General features: G+C 47.8%; 21 protein-coding genes and 1 pseudogene. 19 read left to right on the top strand and 3 right to left on the bottom strand.

The annotated features are described in order from the left end of the window. The 6 genes and pseudogenes from L696_RS0122285 to L696_RS0122260 all read left to right on the top strand — a co-directional run. Nucleotides 1-848, top strand: an 848-nt coding sequence (locus tag L696_RS0122285; RefSeq protein ID WP_025685620.1) for an ATP-dependent helicase C-terminal domain-containing protein, incomplete at its 5' end; no start/stop codon positions are given. 151 nt (nucleotides 849-999) lie between these two features. Further along, complete coding sequence (locus L696_RS0122280; RefSeq protein WP_025685619.1) at nucleotides 1,000-1,584, top strand: general stress protein; 585 nt, start codon at nucleotides 1,000-1,002, stop codon at nucleotides 1,582-1,584. Between the two features lie 187 nt (nucleotides 1,585-1,771). Continuing rightward, entirely contained in the window at nucleotides 1,772-2,944 is a 1,173-nt protein-coding gene (locus L696_RS0122275) for an acyltransferase (protein WP_025685618.1), read from the top strand. Nucleotides 2,945-3,111: 167 nt separating this feature from the next. Continuing rightward, nucleotides 3,112-3,751 (top strand): annotated as a pseudogene (locus tag L696_RS0122270) (CatB-related O-acetyltransferase). Between the two features lie 245 nt (nucleotides 3,752-3,996). After that, on the top strand, nucleotides 3,997-4,359 hold the full coding sequence (locus L696_RS0122265) for a replication termination protein (RefSeq protein WP_014281229.1): 363 nt from the start codon (nucleotides 3,997-3,999) through the stop codon (nucleotides 4,357-4,359). Between the two features lie 19 nt (nucleotides 4,360-4,378). Beyond that, complete coding sequence (locus tag L696_RS0122260; protein WP_025685617.1) at nucleotides 4,379-5,383, top strand: Gfo/Idh/MocA family protein; 1,005 nt, start codon at nucleotides 4,379-4,381, stop codon at nucleotides 5,381-5,383. Nucleotides 5,384-5,499: 116 nt separating this feature from the next. Here L696_RS0122260 and L696_RS0122255 read toward each other — a convergent pair whose 3' ends face one another. Then, nucleotides 5,500-6,069: a TraR/DksA C4-type zinc finger protein gene (locus L696_RS0122255; protein ID WP_025685616.1), complete on the bottom strand. Its 570-nt coding sequence runs from the start codon at nucleotides 6,067-6,069 to the stop codon at nucleotides 5,500-5,502. A gap of 154 nt (nucleotides 6,070-6,223) precedes the next feature. Between L696_RS0122255 and L696_RS0122250 the strand changes: the two genes are divergently transcribed. From L696_RS0122250 to L696_RS0122220, 7 genes are all read left to right on the top strand, one after another. Then, nucleotides 6,224-6,601 (top strand): DivIVA domain-containing protein, encoded by a 378-nt coding sequence (locus tag L696_RS0122250; RefSeq protein ID WP_014281231.1) that lies wholly within the window; start codon nucleotides 6,224-6,226, stop codon nucleotides 6,599-6,601. Nucleotides 6,602-6,700: 99 nt separating this feature from the next. Next, on the top strand, nucleotides 6,701-7,135 hold the full coding sequence (locus tag L696_RS0122245; protein WP_025685615.1) for an Rrf2 family transcriptional regulator: 435 nt from the start codon (nucleotides 6,701-6,703) through the stop codon (nucleotides 7,133-7,135). 23 nt (nucleotides 7,136-7,158) lie between these two features. After that, the gene (locus L696_RS0122240) at nucleotides 7,159-7,659 is read left to right on the top strand and encodes a metallophosphoesterase family protein (RefSeq protein WP_025685614.1); all 501 of its coding nucleotides are present in this window, start codon (nucleotides 7,159-7,161) and stop codon (nucleotides 7,657-7,659) included. A 32-nt stretch (nucleotides 7,660-7,691) separates the two neighbouring features. Then, nucleotides 7,692-8,006, top strand: coding sequence for a (2Fe-2S) ferredoxin domain-containing protein (locus L696_RS0122235; RefSeq protein WP_025685613.1), 315 nt, complete (start codon nucleotides 7,692-7,694; stop codon nucleotides 8,004-8,006). Between the two features lie 112 nt (nucleotides 8,007-8,118). Beyond that, a complete protein-coding gene (locus L696_RS0122230) occupies nucleotides 8,119-8,349 on the top strand; it encodes a hypothetical protein (RefSeq protein ID WP_025685612.1) in 231 nt (76 codons plus the stop codon). Between the two features lie 105 nt (nucleotides 8,350-8,454). Next, a complete protein-coding gene (locus L696_RS0122225; RefSeq protein ID WP_025685611.1) occupies nucleotides 8,455-9,057 on the top strand; it encodes a nitroreductase family protein in 603 nt (200 codons plus the stop codon). A 261-nt stretch (nucleotides 9,058-9,318) separates the two neighbouring features. Continuing rightward, nucleotides 9,319-10,242, top strand: a complete 924-nt coding sequence (locus L696_RS0122220; protein ID WP_025685610.1) for an NAD(P)/FAD-dependent oxidoreductase — start codon at nucleotides 9,319-9,321, stop codon at nucleotides 10,240-10,242. A 10-nt stretch (nucleotides 10,243-10,252) separates the two neighbouring features. On the opposite strand, the gene L696_RS0122215 is transcribed toward L696_RS0122220, so the two are convergent. Both L696_RS0122215 and L696_RS0122210 read right to left on the bottom strand, forming a co-directional pair. After that, nucleotides 10,253-10,582 (bottom strand): hypothetical protein, encoded by a 330-nt coding sequence (locus L696_RS0122215; RefSeq protein WP_025685609.1) that lies wholly within the window; start codon nucleotides 10,580-10,582, stop codon nucleotides 10,253-10,255. A gap of 134 nt (nucleotides 10,583-10,716) precedes the next feature. Beyond that, nucleotides 10,717-11,037, bottom strand: coding sequence for a winged helix-turn-helix transcriptional regulator (locus tag L696_RS0122210; RefSeq protein WP_025685608.1), 321 nt, complete (start codon nucleotides 11,035-11,037; stop codon nucleotides 10,717-10,719). Between the two features lie 292 nt (nucleotides 11,038-11,329). Between L696_RS0122210 and zwf the strand changes: the two genes are divergently transcribed. From zwf to L696_RS0122180, 6 genes are all read left to right on the top strand, one after another. Beyond that, nucleotides 11,330-12,832 carry a glucose-6-phosphate dehydrogenase gene (gene zwf, locus L696_RS0122205; RefSeq protein WP_025685607.1) on the top strand — a complete coding sequence of 501 codons (1,503 nt, stop codon included), beginning with the start codon at nucleotides 11,330-11,332 and terminating at the stop codon, nucleotides 12,830-12,832. 57 nt (nucleotides 12,833-12,889) lie between these two features. Continuing rightward, nucleotides 12,890-13,783 (top strand): phosphogluconate dehydrogenase (NAD(+)-dependent, decarboxylating), encoded by an 894-nt coding sequence (gnd, locus tag L696_RS0122200; RefSeq protein ID WP_025685606.1) that lies wholly within the window; start codon nucleotides 12,890-12,892, stop codon nucleotides 13,781-13,783. Nucleotides 13,784-13,931: 148 nt separating this feature from the next. After that, nucleotides 13,932-14,606, top strand: a complete 675-nt coding sequence (locus tag L696_RS0122195; RefSeq protein WP_025685605.1) for an SOS response-associated peptidase — start codon at nucleotides 13,932-13,934, stop codon at nucleotides 14,604-14,606. Next, the gene (locus tag L696_RS0122190) at nucleotides 14,585-14,854 is read left to right on the top strand and encodes a hypothetical protein (RefSeq protein WP_025685604.1); all 270 of its coding nucleotides are present in this window, start codon (nucleotides 14,585-14,587) and stop codon (nucleotides 14,852-14,854) included. Before L696_RS0122195 ends, L696_RS0122190 begins: the two co-directional genes overlap by 22 nt. Before the next feature lie 170 nt (nucleotides 14,855-15,024). Then, on the top strand, nucleotides 15,025-16,233 hold the full coding sequence (locus L696_RS0122185; RefSeq protein ID WP_025685603.1) for an MFS transporter: 1,209 nt from the start codon (nucleotides 15,025-15,027) through the stop codon (nucleotides 16,231-16,233). A gap of 55 nt (nucleotides 16,234-16,288) precedes the next feature. Further along, nucleotides 16,289-16,735, top strand: coding sequence for an OsmC family protein (locus tag L696_RS0122180; RefSeq protein WP_025685602.1), 447 nt, complete (start codon nucleotides 16,289-16,291; stop codon nucleotides 16,733-16,735). The last annotated feature ends 6 nt before the right edge of the window (nucleotides 16,736-16,741 follow it).

The raw sequence follows: 16,741 nt of genomic DNA, 5'->3' as shown, positions 1-16,741 counted from the left end.
GGATGTCGCGTTCGTCCTATCTCGTCGCCGCCGAAGTGGACGACGAGGGAGTAGACGGTGCCATTAAGTTGGCGGCACCGATTGAACTGCAAGAGCTGATCGAGCATTGCAGCGAATTGCTGCTGGAGAAAGCGAACGTATACTGGGACAGCTCAGCGTCAGCAGTAAGAGCCCGTAAGGTATTACAATTGGGCGCGCTCGTTTTAAAGGAAACGTCCTATGAGCGTCCTCCGACAGAGGAAATCGCTGCCGCCTTGATGCAGGGTGTCCGTGAACGTGGTCTAAAGCTGCTGTCCTGGAATCGACAAACCCTCCAGTTGCAGGCCCGTTTAATTTTTATGCACTTTTCAGCACCCGAGGATTGGCCAGACAGCACCGAGCCAGCGTTACTGGATTCACTGGACTCGTGGCTGCTGCCTTTTGCTCTTGGAGCCAAAAATGTATCCGATCTGCAACGGCTGGACGGTGCTGCATTGCTGCTGGGCAGGCTGGATTGGGAACAGAGGCAGCAGCTTGAGCAGGAGGCGCCGACGCATATCCGTGTGCCCAGCGGTTCCCGTATACCTGTCGATTATACGAATCCCGAGGCGCCTGCGCTGGCGGTGCGGTTACAAGAGTTGTTCGGCATGCGGGATACGCCGCGTATTGGACGCGGACGTGTGCCGATCGTACTACATTTGCTGTCACCTGCGCAGCGACCTGTACAAGTGACTTCCGACTTGTCCAGCTTCTGGAGCGAGGCTTATTTTGAAGTCAAAAAGGATCTAAAGGGTAGATATCCCAAGCATTATTGGCCGGATGATCCACTGGAAGCCGTGGCGACGAACAGAACGAAGCCCAAGCGTTGAACATCAGCTTTTTTATGCGAATGACTGGTTTGAAATGAAGTTCTGTTTTCATTCATCTACTTTTGAATTTTCGTAAAATCGTTTAAACGTCAGGACAGCCGGGTAATGAAGGACGAACCACTCAACACCAAAATATTGGGAGGTAACTACCATGGCTAATAACGTAAACGATTATAACGAAAAGAAAATTGTCGGTGTTTTTGATACAGAGCAAGAAGCATCTCGTGCGATTGGACAATTGCAAAGCAGAGGTATTCCAAGCAGTGAAATTTCTGTCATCACACGTGACCGTGACGAGCTGAGGACGATTAGTGAAGAGACAGGCACCAAAGCACCGGAGGGTGTGGCGACAGGTGCAGCTACAGGCGGCGTTGTAGGCGGGGTCGCTGGCTTGCTGGCAGGCATCGGGGCTTTGGCTATTCCGGGCATCGGACCTATTCTCGCGGCTGGACCTATCGCGGCTACCCTTACCGGAGCGGCTGTTGGAGCGGGAGCAGGTGGCTTGGTCGGTGGACTGGTCGGGCTGGGCATTCCGGAAGATGATGCGCGTCAATACGAGACCTACGTCGATCAGGGCAAGATTTTAGTGCTGGTGGATTCCGCTGATCATCACAGGGATATATATGATATTTTCCGTACCAACCGTTCTCTGAATGCGGATCGTTACAGAACGTATGATGATACGGTAGCGGATACCTGGACAGATGCGTACACAGATACCAGAAGGAACCTGTAACTTTATAGCTTATGCAGCAGCAGTCTCCCCGAAAGGGAAGGCTGCTGCTTTTCAATATGTACACTCGTTAAATAAACTAGAGAACATTGAAGCTTTGCTTGCCACTGGCACGTTTATCCTTCTATATATTTTACAGAATTGTCGTTATAATAGACTTATATATTTCTAGACATAACAGGAGAGTGACATGAGTCAAAAAGAGAGAATTTCCGAAGTCGCTTTGCTGAGAGGGCTGGCGTTTGCCGCCGTTGTTCTTCAGCATTCCGTCGCACATTATGCGGTTGCGCAGGGGGCGCGCATCCAGGACGGAGCTTTGATGACACTTTTACTGCTGTGTTCCAAATTTGCAGTTCCCGTGTTTGTGTTTATCACCGGGATGGTGTTATTTTACAATTATGATGGAGCTTTAAAGTACGGAACGTTTTTACGTAAAAGGTTCATGGATATCATTGTTCCTTATATCATATGGTCTCTTTTATACGAATTGGGAAATCAGCTTGTTCAAAGCGGAGGGCATCTTCACCCGCTAGATTTTTTCCAGAAGCTATTGAACGGGAAAAGCAGCTATCATCTGTGGTATATCGTTATGATTATCCAGTGCTATGTGCTATTTCCCGTGTTTCGTTATGCTGTCCGCCGTTTGTCAGCGTTATTGCCGTCAGCATGGCGACCCGCTGCATTGGCTGGAGTCGGCGTGGTGTACATCATGCTCATGTTCGCGGTGGGGCCGATGTACCGATTGATGGATGGGCTCCAGCTTCCGGTGGTTACTTCCTGGTTCACCATCTATGCTGACCGTAATGTGATTTATTTTTTCTTTTATTTTGTGTTAGGGGCAGCAGCCGGGATGAACGTCAAGCGCTGGAATGCTTGGGTAACCAAGGCGCAGATCGTATATTGGCCGCTATTTATTGTGATTACAGGCTACTTGCTGTATGAGATGATTGGTCTGTTTCAGACGCCGAGAGGCACGGTCTTTTCCTTTAACTATTTGTCTCTGCTGCGTCCGGTCATGGCTGTATATTGTGTCACGTCTATTTTTGTGGCTTATCGTGTAGCGACGTGGATTGCTCATAAGGGCGGACGTGCGGCGGGGTTGCTGACTGCCATCGGAACCTTGTCCTATGGAGCGTATCTGATGCACGCCTTTATGCTGCGTGTGACGTACTATTTTGATGAAACGTTGTTTGCAGACTGGAGCCATGTTCTTCGTACGCTGGTTTCGTTCGTTCTCTGTACGGCTTTTTCCATTGCCGGCACATGGCTACTGGCACGTTTGCCTCTGGGAAAATGGATAGTGGGGCTTCGAGTTCGTCCCCGCCCGGCCGAAGGCCCGCCAGCCTTGCAAAAGCAAGCCTGATTTGGTAATCCCAATCACATATTTTCACGAAGAGTATCCCGAAGCCCATATAACAAGGCCCAGGGATACTTTTATTTTCTCCATTTGTTTAATGGTATGCATACGGTTAGACTTGAACGTGTCTTTTCATTTAAAGATAATCTATATCAATATAGGGGTGTTGCTAAATGAGTGGTCCAGATCCAGGAAGCGTTTTCCCGATGAAAAATATTAGAAGTCTGTGTTTTTTGAAAAATGTAGTGGTTAATCCACATATCGAAATTGGGAATTATACCTATTATGACGACCAACATCATCCTCTGGATTTTGAAAAAAACGTCCTTTACCATTTTGATTTTATAGGGGACAAATTAAAGATCGGTAAGTTTTGCGCAATTGCAACCCAGGCCAAATTTATTATGAATGGGGCAAATCACAATACAAATGCGTTTACCACTTTTCCTTTTGGAGCGTTTGGTGGTGAGTGGGAAGTTGGCTTACCCAATTTAAGTGGGGGCTACAAAGGGGATACCGTGGTTGGGAACGATGTTTGGATAGGCTACAATGCTACCATTATGCCTGGAGTACATATAGGAGATGGAGCGATCATTGCGTCCAATGCCGTGGTGACTAAAGATGTTCTGCCTTATTCCATTGTAGGGGGGAAATCCGGCAACATTAATTCGTTATCGGTTTGACGAGGAAACTATTGAAATTCTCAAAACACTAGAATGGTGGAACTGGGATATCCAAAAAATAACAGAATGTATTCCTGTTTTGACAAGTAACGATACGGATGCCTTAAAGAAATTAAGTAAATCTTCGTAATCTGTAATTCTTTTTTAGTTTTTATTATATTATTTCAGTATATGAAAAATTCATAACAGTAAATGAAAAATCACAGACCGCCACTTCGCCAACTATCTCACAACGCTTCATTTTATATCTCCACCTAACTTCAAACAGGTCACAAGGGAGAGATTGAAAATCCCCCTATCATTAGTGTATGGACGCTGAGTGGTTTATAATGGAAGGTAAGATATAAGACTATGGTGTGGAGAGGAGGCCGTGAAATGGCGTTTATGATATCCCAGCGGGCTTTTATCAAAATTTATCTGATCACAATGGTGGAGAAGCATCGCGGTTATGGATATCAGATGCTTGAATCGATGAAGGATGAGTTTAGTGGTTTTGGATATGTTCCGCCTCAGAGTGAGGTCTATCGGGCGCTGCACGAGCTGGTGCAGGAGGGCGTTTTTTACCGTACCAAACGGTTAAAAGGAACAGATCCCCGCGTAGATTTTCAGGAAATTGTACTCTATCATTTTACAGATGATGGGGAGGAGAAAGCGCGACTATACAAGAAGCAGGTCAAAACCGATTTGGACCGTTGCTTAGGTATGCTGCACAAAGCGGAACAAGACAACTATTCCTGACCACGAAAGGATGAGAATGATGGGGAGAAAGCTGAGATGGGGAATTTTAGGCACTGCCGAGATTGCCAAAATTGCTGTAATTCCGGCGATTCAGCAATCCGAGCGCGGAGAAGTACTTGGAATTGCTAGTCGCAATGCGGATAAAGCCGCTGAGGCCGCCCAGGAGTTCGATATTCCAAAAAGCTATGGAAGCTACGAGGAATTGTTGGCCGATCCCGAAATCGGGGCGGTGTACATCCCGTTGCCGAACCATCTGCATGAAGAGTGGACGATCCGGGCCGCGGAAGCGGGGAAGCACGTTTTGTGTGAAAAACCATCCTCTCTTAGCTCAGCCGGGACAAGTCGCATGATTGAAGCATGTAAAAGCGCTGGAGTCATCTTCGCAGAAGCCTTCATGTATCGCTATCATCCAAAACATCGGCGTATTAAGGAAATTATCAATAGCGGAGAAATCGGTGACATTCGCGGCATGCATTGCACATTTACATTCAACAATACCGATCAGGCAGATAATGTGCGTTTCAATAAAAGCATGGGCGGCGGCTCCTTATACGATGTGGGCGTATACCCGATTTCGGCAGCCCGCATGTATTTGGATCGGGAGCCCGAGGCCGTAACTGTGCATGCTTTGTATTCCCCCGAGCATGACAACGTTGATATGATGGCATCCGGCTTGCTGGAGTTTCCGGGCGGGGTGAACCTTACCTTCGATTGCGGCATGTGGGCAGCGAACCGTTCCAATATGGAGGTACTGGGGAGTAAAGGCACGATTGCGATGCCCAAAATGTTTGGCTGGGAAAGATCGTCTGTCGTACCACAAATTTTCGTTCATGTCGGTTCGGTTACACGGGAGGAACGACTTAAAGGCTTCAATTCCTTTGAGCTGCAAGCGGATGCTTTTGCCAAAGCGGTGCTTGATGGTGCTCCGTTGCCATATGAACCCGAAGATGCGGTAAGCAATATGAAGGTGATCGACGCTTGTATCGAGTCGGCACGCAGCCGGAAACGGGTAGAAATCGGATAAACCGGATAAGCGTGTTCTCGGAAAGCATCTAAAAAAGCAGCCTGTCACAGGGACAAGCTGCTTTTTTAGATGAAATGAATACATAGACATACAGAGAAGCGTGAAGCCTTCGACGATTACATATTTTCATCGTAGTCAGCAACATCGCGTTTGGCGGCTGTGGCAGGCGAGTTGGACGTACCGTATTCTTCCACCGCGTCCCACGCGCCCGCATCGTCAAACCGTCCTGCATTCCGCTGGCGAACCTCACCAGCACCCTTGGGCGGGGAAGTCATGACCTGCTCCTCAACAGGGCGGTCATTAGATAACTCGCGATTGGGAGTATGCTCGACCGTATAGGCCGTGTGCGGAATCGCCTGAAGGCGTTCAAAAGGAATTTCTTCGCCGCTTTTCACACATATGCCGTATGTCCCGTCCTTCATCCGTTGAAGGGCGGCATTGACCTGATCCAGCTCGCTTTCCAGCGAATCGTTAATGGCCAGATCACGGGACCGTTCAAAGGTTTCTGTCCCTACATCTGCCGGATGGTTATCATACGAAGATAGCTCCCCGGTGGAACCCGTCAGCGTTTCTCCCAGCTTGGAGTTCTCCTGACCATTTTGTTTAAAATGTTTTTCCAAATCCTTTTTCTGCTCCAGCAACATATGTTTCAGCTCAGCAAGCTGTGAATCGCTCAAATGGCTCATGATCATATCTCCCCTTCGTGGTCTGAATGAATCTGTACATACTGTGCGTATGCTCTTTTATACCCGTTCATCGGGGGAGGCAATCAGCAGAGACTTTTATTCCCAGCCTAGAATGTGATATAAAAAGAATAGTGTGTTAAGGAGGGAATAACCGATGGATGAACATATGAAGCGTCGTCTGGATAAGCAAAAGCAGTTGTTTAAGCAACTGGGGATTCAGCTGGACGCGCTCTCCATTCATGAAAAACAGTTTAAAAATAAAATGCGCGGCTATGATCCGGACGAGGTGGACGCCTTTCTGGATGAAGTGATAAAGGATTATGAACGCTTCTATGCGAACATAGCCGACCTGATGGACAAGTGGCAGGAGCAGCAGGCAACCATACGTGATTTGAAAAACGCACCCAAGCCTGCCGCCGATTATAATGCACTTGACCGACGCCAGCTGGAGGACATCGTTAAGCAACTGGAGTATAGCGTCCGCCAGCTAAAGGTGCGAGTACGCCCTGAAAATGACTATTTTCCGGAGTAAGGTGCAGTAAGCGCTGTGTCGGTGCCTCTCATTGTGGTATGATGGAACTATGCATATGTACACAAACATTAATGAGGCACACATATAAAGGTGGTTAACATGAGTACCCATTTTTCCGTTAGTATCCATTGTCTGCTTCTTTTGGCTGAAGGAGCGCCGGAGCGGATGACTTCGACACTTGTCGCTTCCAGTATCAATACGAATCCGGTGGTTGTGAGAAGAATCATGAGCCGACTCAAGCAAGCCGGTCTGGTTGATTCCTCACCAGGAGCACGGGGCTTTCGTCTGAGCATGTCCAGTTCAAATATTAATCTTAAAATGATATATGAAGCGACCAAAGACGACGGTCCGCTGTTCGCTATCCATAGTGACAGCAATCACAATTGCGAGGTAGGCAAGAACATCGATGCTTTGCTGGACGGATTATATACCGTAGCAGAGCAGAAAATACAGGCGTTTTTCGAGACGGTTACGCTGCGGGATCTGGAGCAGGCGCTTCAGCAGCGGGTTGGGCAGCAGAGCTCATCCGTGTAAAGACGCTGGTAAGGAGAATTGCTATGAAAATCATCGTACTTTCAGATACTCATATGCCGCACCGAGGCAAAGCACTTCCTGGTCGGCTTGTACAGGAGCTCAAAGGCAGCGACCTCATTCTCCATGCCGGAGACTGGACGGATTGGTTCGTATACGAAAGGCTATCCGAATTTGCACCTGTGCAAGGGATTGCCGGAAACAATGATGGAATAGACATCGTAGAGCGTCTGGGCTATCAAAGAATCGTTGAAGTCGAGGGCAAACGGATCGGCATGGTCCACGGTCACGGCTGGCGCGGCTCAACAGAGAATATCGCACTGAATACGTTTAAGGGAGAAACGCTGGATTGCCTGATTTACGGACATTCGCATATTCCGGTTGTCAAAAAGTTGGACGGACTGCTCGTCCTCAATCCCGGATCTCCGACAGACAAGCGCGGCGAGGAAGAATATTCATTTATCGTGCTGACGATTGAAGCTGGGCAGATGGATGCACAGCTTGTTCTTTATCCAGATAAGTATTAATTAACCAACAACCGTTGATTAAAGGGGAAGCTATGGCTATTTTTGAATTGGAACCGATGAAGCATCATGTGTTGATCTGTAATGGGAGCACGTGTATGCGACATGAGGGAGAAGAAGTTACACAAGCAATTCGGGATGAAATCCGTGAACAAAACGCAGAAGCTTATATTCATACGACTAGAACTCGCTGTAATGGCCGTTGTCACGATGCTGCGGTTGTGATCGTATATCCTCAAGGGGACTGGTATGGTCAGATGACGCCTGCTGCGGGCACAGAACTGGTGCAGAAGCTTGTTGCAGGAGAGAAGCTGAAACCACATCTTTTTCACACAACAAACTATAAATAAAAACGTGAGTAGAGAAAATCTTTGCGGAGATTTTCTTTTTTTTGCGTTTAATCTCTGACCTGAAAGGTAAAAGTATACTGTGGACACCAATCCGATAGGGAGGGAAGCGAAAATGACCCCATTTGACAATGACCTGCACCATCAGGAACAACCCGTAAATCGGGATCACGCTGAGCAGTATCCGACGGAGCAGGAGAGCTTGTTCGACCGATTTGAAAGTGAACAGACGGTAGACGCCATTCCCGTAGAGGATTTGAAGATGGAACGTCAGGAGGAAAAAGATAAGGATGTCACTAAGCATACCTCTTCCAGTGAGAAAAAATACAATGGCGGCCCATCATGAATCAAGGAACTGGTAATATTTAAAAATAAATCTCTTGACTTTAAGATAAATATAATATATATTTAGTTACGAAAAGTAATTAATTTTTCTCGGGAGGTAGCAAAAATGGCTAAAGATTTCTTCACAGCTCTGAAAGAAAGACGCTCCTATTACGGTATTAGCAAAGAACAAGTAATTTCCGACCAACGGATTCAAGAGATTGTAGAGGAAGCAGTTAAATATACACCTACCTCTTTCAACTCCCAAACTTCACGTGCAGTTGTACTGCTCGGAGAGCATCACGACAAACTGTGGAATATTGCAGAAAATATTTTGCGCGAAGTTGTAGGCAATGAAGAGCAATTTAAATCTACTGCTGAGAAAATGAACGGCTTCCGTAGCGGCTACGGTACTGTATTGTTCTTTGAAGACAACAATGTAGTGGCTGGATTGCAACAACAATTTGAAGCTTATGCGGACAACTTCCCAATCTGGTCTAACCAATCCAACGGCATGCTGCAATTGATTGTATGGACAGCTTTGGAGCAAGAAGGACTGGGCGCATCCCTTCAGCATTACAATCCTTTGATCGACGAAAAAGTGAAAAATGAATGGAACATTCCTGAGCATTGGAAATTGATTGCTGAATTGCCATTCGGTAAACCGACATTCCAACCAGGTGAAAAAGAATTCCAACCTGTTGAAGAACGCGTAAAAACATTTAAATAAGCCAGACGATGCAACGATGATTCAGGTTTGGCCTGAACAGAGCACTGTGGATATCCACAGTGCTTTTTGTCATTCCATTTTTAAGGAGTGAACTTCTGGATATGCTTTTTTCTTTTTTGTGAACGGGATGGTTCAGGGGTTAATTCAGGCGTAAGCGGGTGATGCTATGTTTAAATTTGCATGAGAGGGTTACCTAGGTGGTATTGCTGCTTTACGCGCTTGTTTGGGATGGGTAAGTATGGATAAGGGAGGATAAAACATATGACATACGATTGCATTATTGTTGGCGGAGGGATTGCCGGGCTGCAAGCAGCCATTCAATTGGGAAGATACAGCAGTCATCGGGTTCTGGTGATAGATTCGGGTTATGGTCGATCCACGTTGTGCCATCAGTATCATAATATTTTGGGCTTTCCTGACGGGATTTCAGGTGAAGAGCTGCGACGGCTTGGACGAAGTGAGGCCACGAAGCTAGGCACTGAATTTGTTGAAGGTAAGGCGGTAAAAGCCACCAAAAAAGATGAGCTTTTTGACATTCAAGTGGAAGAGGGGACGGTGTATTCCTCAAAGACGCTGCTGCTGGCAACGGGGCTGACCGACCGCTTTCCAAAGCTGGACGGGCTTCTGGCCTGCTTGGGCAATAGCGTGTATATCTGCCCGGACTGTGACGGATACGAGGTTCAGGATCGCAGTACGGTCGTGATGGGGGCGGGAAAAGCCGGGGCTTCTATGGCCCTGATATTATCCGCGCGTACGGACCACCTGGTTTATGTGAACCATGAGCGTTCAGAGGTGCCGGACGAGCTGATGGAGAAGCTGCGCGAGAAAGGAATTGGATACAGGGAAGAATCCATTTCCAGAATCATGATCGGGGAACCGGGACATTTTGAAGGGGTTCGACTGGCTAATGGAGAGGTTGTTCGGGCGGAGCGAGGCTTTGTGGCGTTTGGAGGCAACCATGTCCATTCAGAGCTGGCGGAGCAGTTGGGCGTGCACTTGCTGGATAACAAGCATATTGAAACTCACCCCCGCAGCAAAATGACCAGTGTAGAAAATGTATGGGTAGCCGGAGATTTGGGGGCCCATGCCGAGCAAGCGACTGTCGCGATGGGAGAAGGAGCAATGTCAGCAATCTGGATACACAAAGTATTATCCGGTATAAAAACAAAAATACCGCAGCTCTAGGAGCTGCGGTTTAAAACGGTGGACGTATACCTGTGTGAAGATGAAGACCGAACCGTTCCAATTGCTCGCTCATGCCATACCTGCGCAAAATTTCCGTTTGCTTGTTGCCGATCAGGTCAAAATGGGGATAGGGCTGACGCTGGTGAATATATTGAGGGTCCAATCCATTATTGCTGCACCATAAACGCAGCTTGTCCAAATTGGAACAACCCACCTTGGTTACGGTTGTAATACCTGGAAAGCGGTCATCCAGCCAGTAATGCGTCAGAAAACCAATTTCGCCGCGACTGACCTCTCTTTTCCAGGCAGAAAGTTCCTGTCGGTTAATACCAAACGCCATCAGTCTCATCCTTTCTTGGTTCGCTCCGAAATCATAAGCGGTCGGGTAGGTGTACCATTATGTATTATAGCCTATATTACGATTTCTAAAGGGGAACACAATAACAGGAGACTGTGACGATCTCCTGTTAGCGGTTAGAGCCATCTTTCGGCCCAGCTCTCTACGCCATTCAATGCATCACCGAGCTCTTTACCCTTGCGTGTCAGCGAATACTCGGTGCGCACGGGCCGCTCTGTAATGACATTGCGAAGGATCAGGCCACTAAGCTCCAGCTCCTTAATGCGTTCGGTCAGCATACGTTTGCTAAGATCAGGTATGGATACATGAATTTCACTGAATCGTTTGGGATGTTCCATCAAAGTATGAATGATGAGAGCGGTCCATTTTTTGCTGATGATCTGAAAGGACTGTTCCACCTTGCCGCACAAATGCTTAGGCTGCCTGTCGTCGCTCATCTGAATCCCCTCAATTTCATTGGTTGTTTTTTATAGTATACTAAAAGTAACTCTATATACCAATAGTAACTATCTTGGTTTGTGTCAACCGTGACATTTTTAACAGTTTTTTCTCATTACTTACGTTAATCATATCACAGAAAACGTTATCATTACAGGGAATATCGAAAGTTCACCATTTCGCTAAAATTTGATTGACTTGCCCCTTATTTTGGGTGTATTATGGGTTACGTTAATTCCTCAGGTAACTTTTAATAACCTCATCTTTTATAAAGGGAAGAAGGAATAATTCATGGATTCAATGACATTTGTCTTATTTGGAGCGACAGGGGATTTGGCTAAACGCAAAATCTACCCTGCCTTGTATAATTTGTTTGTAGAAGGTAAAATTCCGGCTTCCTTTTCTGTAATTGGTATGGGGCGTCGTGAAGTGGCTGACGAACAGTTTCAAAGTAACGTAGAGCAATCCATCAAAGATTTTTCCAGACATGTGAATGATGACCGTGCACAGATGGATCAGTTCTTGAGTGCTTTCCGCTACAGTGCATTGAACGTCAATCACCCGGAAGATTATAAAAAGCTATTACAGCTTGCTGAGCAACGTGAAAATGACTTGGGAATTCCGGGGAACCGCATGTTTTACTTATCGGTGGCACCGGAATTTTTTGATGTGATTGCCCTCAACATCCGGGAAAGCGGTTTGGCTGAAACGAAGGGCTGGAAACGGCTTATTATCGAAAAACCATTCGGACATGATCTGGAATCGGCACGCGAGTTGAATGATCGCTTGAGCAGAACATTTGCCGAGGATGAAATTTATCGTATTGACCATTACCTGGGTAAGCCGATGGTGCAAAACCTGGAAGCCTTGAAATTTGCTAATCCATTGCTTCAGGGTGTGTGGAACAATCAATACATTGCCAATGTGCAAATTACCGCTTCCGAAACTGTAGGCGTCGAGGAACGCGCTGGTTATTACGATCACTCCGGAGCTATTCGGGACATGGTACAAAATCACATGCTGCAAGTGCTGATGATGGCGGCTATGAACAAGCCGGGACATGTAACGGCAGATCAGGTACGTGACGAAAAACGCAAGGTGATGGATGCGCTGCGTGCGCTCGATCCGTCCGACATTGCTTCCAGCGTGGTGAGAGGCCAATATACGAACGGTGAGATTAACGGAAAAGCAGTTCCTTCCTATAAAGAAGAACCGGACATTGGACCGGATTCGCAAAATGATACTTTCATCTCGGCTCGTCTGTGGATTGACAATGAGCAATGGTCAGGTGTGCCGTTCTATATTCGCACAGGCAAACGCATGAAGGAAAAATCCACACGTATCGTCGTGGAATTCAAAAAGGACAGCACAGACCCGTATGCAGCCCAAGGACAGCCATCCGAACCGAACCTGCTTACGATTCATGTGAACCCGGATGAAAAAGTAACGCTGCGTCTGAACAGTAAGGACCCGCTGAACAACGGTCAACTGGAGACGGTGCTGATGAATTATACATCAGAGGCCAAGGATGTACCGGAAGCTTATGAGCGTCTGATCTTTGATGCGTTGCGCGGCGATTCCACCTTTTTCGCTCACTGGAATGAAGTTGAGCTTTCATGGATGTGGGTACAGCCTGTGCTGGAAGCTTTTGCTCGCGGAGAGGCTCCACTTCATACGTATGCAGCAGGCTCCTACGGTCCAGAGGCTTCTGACAAATTGCTGGAGGAACAGGGCTTTACATGGTGGCTAGACCAAAAGTCCGAAACTTCTGAAAAAGCGGTTGTTCGTTCGTAAATATGTACACATCACTATATTGAACATATATTTTTGCTACGGCAGGAGGCCTTTACAATGCAAGTTGGATTAATCGGTTTGGGAAAAATGGGCTTGAATCTCGGAAAAAACTTGATCGATCACAAGCATGAAGTTGTCGCGTATGACGTCAATGCAGCAGCGATTCAAGAAATGAAGGATTACGGTGCTACAGGTGCTTCCACACTGGAAGAGCTTGTGCAAGCGACCCAAACCCCGAGAGTGCTGTGGATTATGGTTCCCCATCAATTTGTTGATTCCGTACTGGATCAGCTTCAACCGATTTTGTCCAAAGGGGACATTATTATTGAAGGTGGTAACTCTCATTACAAAGAGTCCATTGCCCGTCATGCTCGTCTGAAGGAATACGGCATCAGCTTCATGGATGCCGGAACCTCTGGCGGTATGGAAGGTGCACGCAGTGGAGCTTGTTACATGATCGGTGGCGACCCGGAAGCATGGGCGTTTGTTGAGCCTATTTTCCGGGATACAGCAGTGGAAAATGGTTATCTGTATGCAGGTAAATCCGGTAGCGGACATTTTCTCAAAATGGTTCACAACGGTGTGGAATACGGCATGATGGCCTCCATTGGTGAAGGCTTTGAAGTGCTGGAGAAAAGCAGCTTTGACTTCGATTATGAGCAAGTGGCGCGTGTTTGGAACAACGGTTCCGTTATTCGCTCTTGGCTGATGGGCTTGACCGAGCGTGCATTTTCCAAGGATGCAAATCTGGATGAAATCCGCGGGGTTATGCACTCTTCCGGCGAAGGTAAATGGACAGTTGAGGAAGCATTGGACATTCAGGCTGCAACTCCTGTTATCGCGTTATCCCTGCTGATGCGTTACCGTTCACTGGATGCAGATACGTTCAACGGTAAAGTCGTTGCCGCGCTGCGCAATGAATTTGGCGGTCACGCGGTAGAAAAGAAGTAATAACGATATAAGCTAGTATTTATCCCCGTAGCTTCACAACTGCGGGGATATTGCTATATGTCTTGCCGTGCGCTTTTTTGCTTTATGCATATTTTTCCTTGTATAACCGCACAATAGATGAAAAAGAAGGCGGAAGGATGAATAGCTTATGTGCAAAAGGTTTTCGTTATCGGCTGATTTGGACGAGGTAAGGGATCATTTTGGCATACAACGGGTGATGTATTATTATAAAACGCGTTATAACATGAGCCCTACCCAGCATGTTCCCATCGTGCTACATCAGGATGGAGAACGGGTACTGGACGAATTTCGCTGGGGATTTATCCCCTACTGGGGCAAGGATTGCGTCAATGCTGATTTGAATACAGTCCGAGTGAATCCGAGCTATCGCAAAATGGCCGAAACCCGTCGCTGTGTCATTCCCTGCAACGGTTTTTATTATTGGCGAAAGCTCGGTAAACGTATGTGCGCGGTGCGGGTGGTGCTGCCGGGACAGAAAATGTTTGCGGTCGCGGGATTGTATGAGGTGTGGCAGGATAGCCGTAAGGAGCCGCTGCGTACCTGCACGATGATGACGGTACAGGCCAATGCGGATATTCGTGAATTTGACAGTCGTATGCCCGCTATTCTGGAATCTGCACATATGGATTCATGGCTGGACCCGTCCATAAAGAACATCGATGAGTTGCTACCGTTGCTGCGCACGTATGAACAGGGCAACATGAGCATCTATCCGGTGACCCCACTGGTCGCCAATGACGAACACGATAACCGCGAATGCATTCAGGAAATGGATTTGCAATGGTCCTGGATCAAGCCTTAAATGAATATGGAGATTTTTCATTCACTACAGATCATAAGCTTCCCGCCGCCTGCATAGGTATGTATTGGGGAACAAGCGTCATGATCCGGGGAGAGGGGAAACGGCCGAAGGAGTATCTCATATGGGATGGAGGCGACTGGAATGAGCAACGATACACTCATCCAACTGCTAGTGCTCATGGTGACGATCATCGGTCTGGTCCAAAACCGGTAAGTGGCAGGTTCCAGAAGGCGGGAGAATTGCCCTAGGCAATCTTCCGCTTTTTTCGTTTTCCTTTCAAGAGCGACAACAAGAGATTTTTTTACGTTAAAATGCTCGCAGATGAAGGGAGCTTGCGGTACAATAGATGCTAAGCTACAGGTGACAAGACACCTGAATATACGGCTATATACGATGCATTTTTAAGGGAGAGCGAATCATGAGTGAATTGACTTCATTACCACCATCCAAAAAGCGAAAGCTGCTGTTTAGCGCGGGACTCAGTTGGCTGTTTGATGCCATGGACGTGGGGCTGCTTTCGTTCATAGCCGCAGCGCTGGCTAAGGAGTGGCATTTGGGTTCAGAGCAGATTGGTCTGCTGACTGCGATGAATTCAATAGGGATGGTGTTTGGGGCCGCTTTAGCGGGGATTTTGGCTGATCGCTATGGCAGGCGTGCGATATTAGTGTGGACGCTGTTGATCTTTTCCATTGCAAGCGGCTTGTCGGCTTTGGCGACCGGGCTCGGTGTACTGCTGGTGCTGCGTTTTATTGCAGGCGTAGGCTTGGGAGGGGAACTGCCTGTGGCTTCGACGCTGGTGTCGGAATCGGTGCCGGTTCAGGAACGGGGAAAAGCGGTCGTTCTGTTGGAAAGCTTCTGGGCGGCGGGATGGATTCTTTCGGCGCTTATTGCCTATTTTGTTATTCCAAAGTACGGCTGGCAGATGGCCTTTATTCTCGGCGCAGTACCAGCCCTGTACGCCCTTTATTTACGCAAAGCGGTAGAGGATTCACCGCGATACAAGCAGCAGAGTGTCAAGCTTCCGCTGCGTGCAAAACTGGCTTCCATTTGGTCAGGGCCGAACCGCAAGTCCACGCTCATGCTGTGGATTTTATGGTTTACGGTTGTATTTTCCTATTACGGAATGTTTCTGTGGCTGCCAAGCATTATGTTTATGAAGGGCTTTGAGCTGGTTAAAAGCTTTGAGTACGTCCTGATCATGACGCTGGCGCAATTGCCAGGTTATTTTACTGCCGCATATCTGATTGAGAAGCTGGGCCGCAAATTCGTGCTGATTGTCTATTTACTGCTGACGGCCATGTCCGCCATTTGGTTCGGTACCTCGGAAACGGCAGGAATGCTGCTGGCTGCTGGTATCTGCTTGTCCTTTTTCAATCTCGGTGCGTGGGGAGCGATGTATGCCTATACCCCGGAATTGTACCCGACAGCCGTCCGCTCTACCGGAGTGGGTATGGCGGCTGCGTTTGGCCGTATCGGTGGCGTGATCGGACCTTTCCTGGTCGGTATGCTGGTCGGACAGGGCATGGCGCTGCAATCTATCTTTGTGATTTTCTTCGTAGCGATCCTGATTGGAGCGGCGGCGGTATGGTTGCTCGGGACCGAAACGAAAAATCGGGAGATCGACTGACCTTTACATTCACATGTGTAAAGATTCATAATACAAGAGAGAGGAGTGACCTGAAATGGAGCATACCTTTCTGCTCAAGGCAGACTGGAACGGGGGGCGCAACAGCGACGGTCATATTGAGGCCGGACAGCTGCGGACAGCGATTTCGATTCCGGCGGAGATGGGTGGTCCCGGTGTGGGCACCAATCCGGATGAAATGCTGCTAGGCGCTGCCGCGACCTGCTATTTGATTACATTGGCGGCGATGATGGAGCGCGCTGGTCTTCCGGTGGCTTCACTGGCACTGGATTCCGAAGGCATTGTTGATGTAACGAACAATATTTTTACATATCGTCGAATTATTCATCGTCCGCAAGTTCAATTGGCCGCCGATGCGACAGAATCGCAGATCGAACAGGCATTGCGGCTGGCAGAGCAGGCAGAGAGCTCTTGCATGATCTCGCGTGCCGTAGCGGGAAATGTGGCTTTGTCTACAGAGCCCGTCGTGCAACGCGCCTCTTAGCGCTAT

The organism is Paenibacillus maysiensis, from assembly GCF_000520815.1.
Classification (GTDB): domain Bacteria; phylum Bacillota; class Bacilli; order Paenibacillales; family Paenibacillaceae; genus Paenibacillus; species Paenibacillus maysiensis.
The sequence above is the reverse complement of the archived record's forward strand: the minus strand, read 5'-3'. Positions and strand labels throughout refer to the sequence as shown.

Coding starts and splice junctions, on each gene's coding strand:
- L696_RS0122280 (WP_025685619.1), top strand. CDS start 1,000: ATGGCTAATAACGTAAACGATTATAACGAAAAGAAAATTGTCGGTGTT.
- L696_RS0122275 (WP_025685618.1), top strand. CDS start 1,772: ATGAGTCAAAAAGAGAGAATTTCCGAAGTCGCTTTGCTGAGAGGGCTG.
- L696_RS0122265 (WP_014281229.1), top strand. CDS start 3,997: ATGGCGTTTATGATATCCCAGCGGGCTTTTATCAAAATTTATCTGATC.
- L696_RS0122260 (WP_025685617.1), top strand. CDS start 4,379: ATGGGGAGAAAGCTGAGATGGGGAATTTTAGGCACTGCCGAGATTGCC.
- L696_RS0122255 (WP_025685616.1), bottom strand. CDS start 6,069: ATGAGCCATTTGAGCGATTCACAGCTTGCTGAGCTGAAACATATGTTG.
- L696_RS0122250 (WP_014281231.1), top strand. CDS start 6,224: ATGGATGAACATATGAAGCGTCGTCTGGATAAGCAAAAGCAGTTGTTT.
- L696_RS0122245 (WP_025685615.1), top strand. CDS start 6,701: ATGAGTACCCATTTTTCCGTTAGTATCCATTGTCTGCTTCTTTTGGCT.
- L696_RS0122240 (WP_025685614.1), top strand. CDS start 7,159: ATGAAAATCATCGTACTTTCAGATACTCATATGCCGCACCGAGGCAAA.
- L696_RS0122235 (WP_025685613.1), top strand. CDS start 7,692: ATGGCTATTTTTGAATTGGAACCGATGAAGCATCATGTGTTGATCTGT.
- L696_RS0122230 (WP_025685612.1), top strand. CDS start 8,119: ATGACCCCATTTGACAATGACCTGCACCATCAGGAACAACCCGTAAAT.
- L696_RS0122225 (WP_025685611.1), top strand. CDS start 8,455: ATGGCTAAAGATTTCTTCACAGCTCTGAAAGAAAGACGCTCCTATTAC.
- L696_RS0122220 (WP_025685610.1), top strand. CDS start 9,319: ATGACATACGATTGCATTATTGTTGGCGGAGGGATTGCCGGGCTGCAA.
- L696_RS0122215 (WP_025685609.1), bottom strand. CDS start 10,582: ATGGCGTTTGGTATTAACCGACAGGAACTTTCTGCCTGGAAAAGAGAG.
- L696_RS0122210 (WP_025685608.1), bottom strand. CDS start 11,037: ATGAGCGACGACAGGCAGCCTAAGCATTTGTGCGGCAAGGTGGAACAG.
- zwf (WP_025685607.1), top strand. CDS start 11,330: ATGGATTCAATGACATTTGTCTTATTTGGAGCGACAGGGGATTTGGCT.
- gnd (WP_025685606.1), top strand. CDS start 12,890: ATGCAAGTTGGATTAATCGGTTTGGGAAAAATGGGCTTGAATCTCGGA.
- L696_RS0122195 (WP_025685605.1), top strand. CDS start 13,932: ATGTGCAAAAGGTTTTCGTTATCGGCTGATTTGGACGAGGTAAGGGAT.
- L696_RS0122190 (WP_025685604.1), top strand. CDS start 14,585: ATGGTCCTGGATCAAGCCTTAAATGAATATGGAGATTTTTCATTCACT.
- L696_RS0122185 (WP_025685603.1), top strand. CDS start 15,025: ATGAGTGAATTGACTTCATTACCACCATCCAAAAAGCGAAAGCTGCTG.
- L696_RS0122180 (WP_025685602.1), top strand. CDS start 16,289: ATGGAGCATACCTTTCTGCTCAAGGCAGACTGGAACGGGGGGCGCAAC.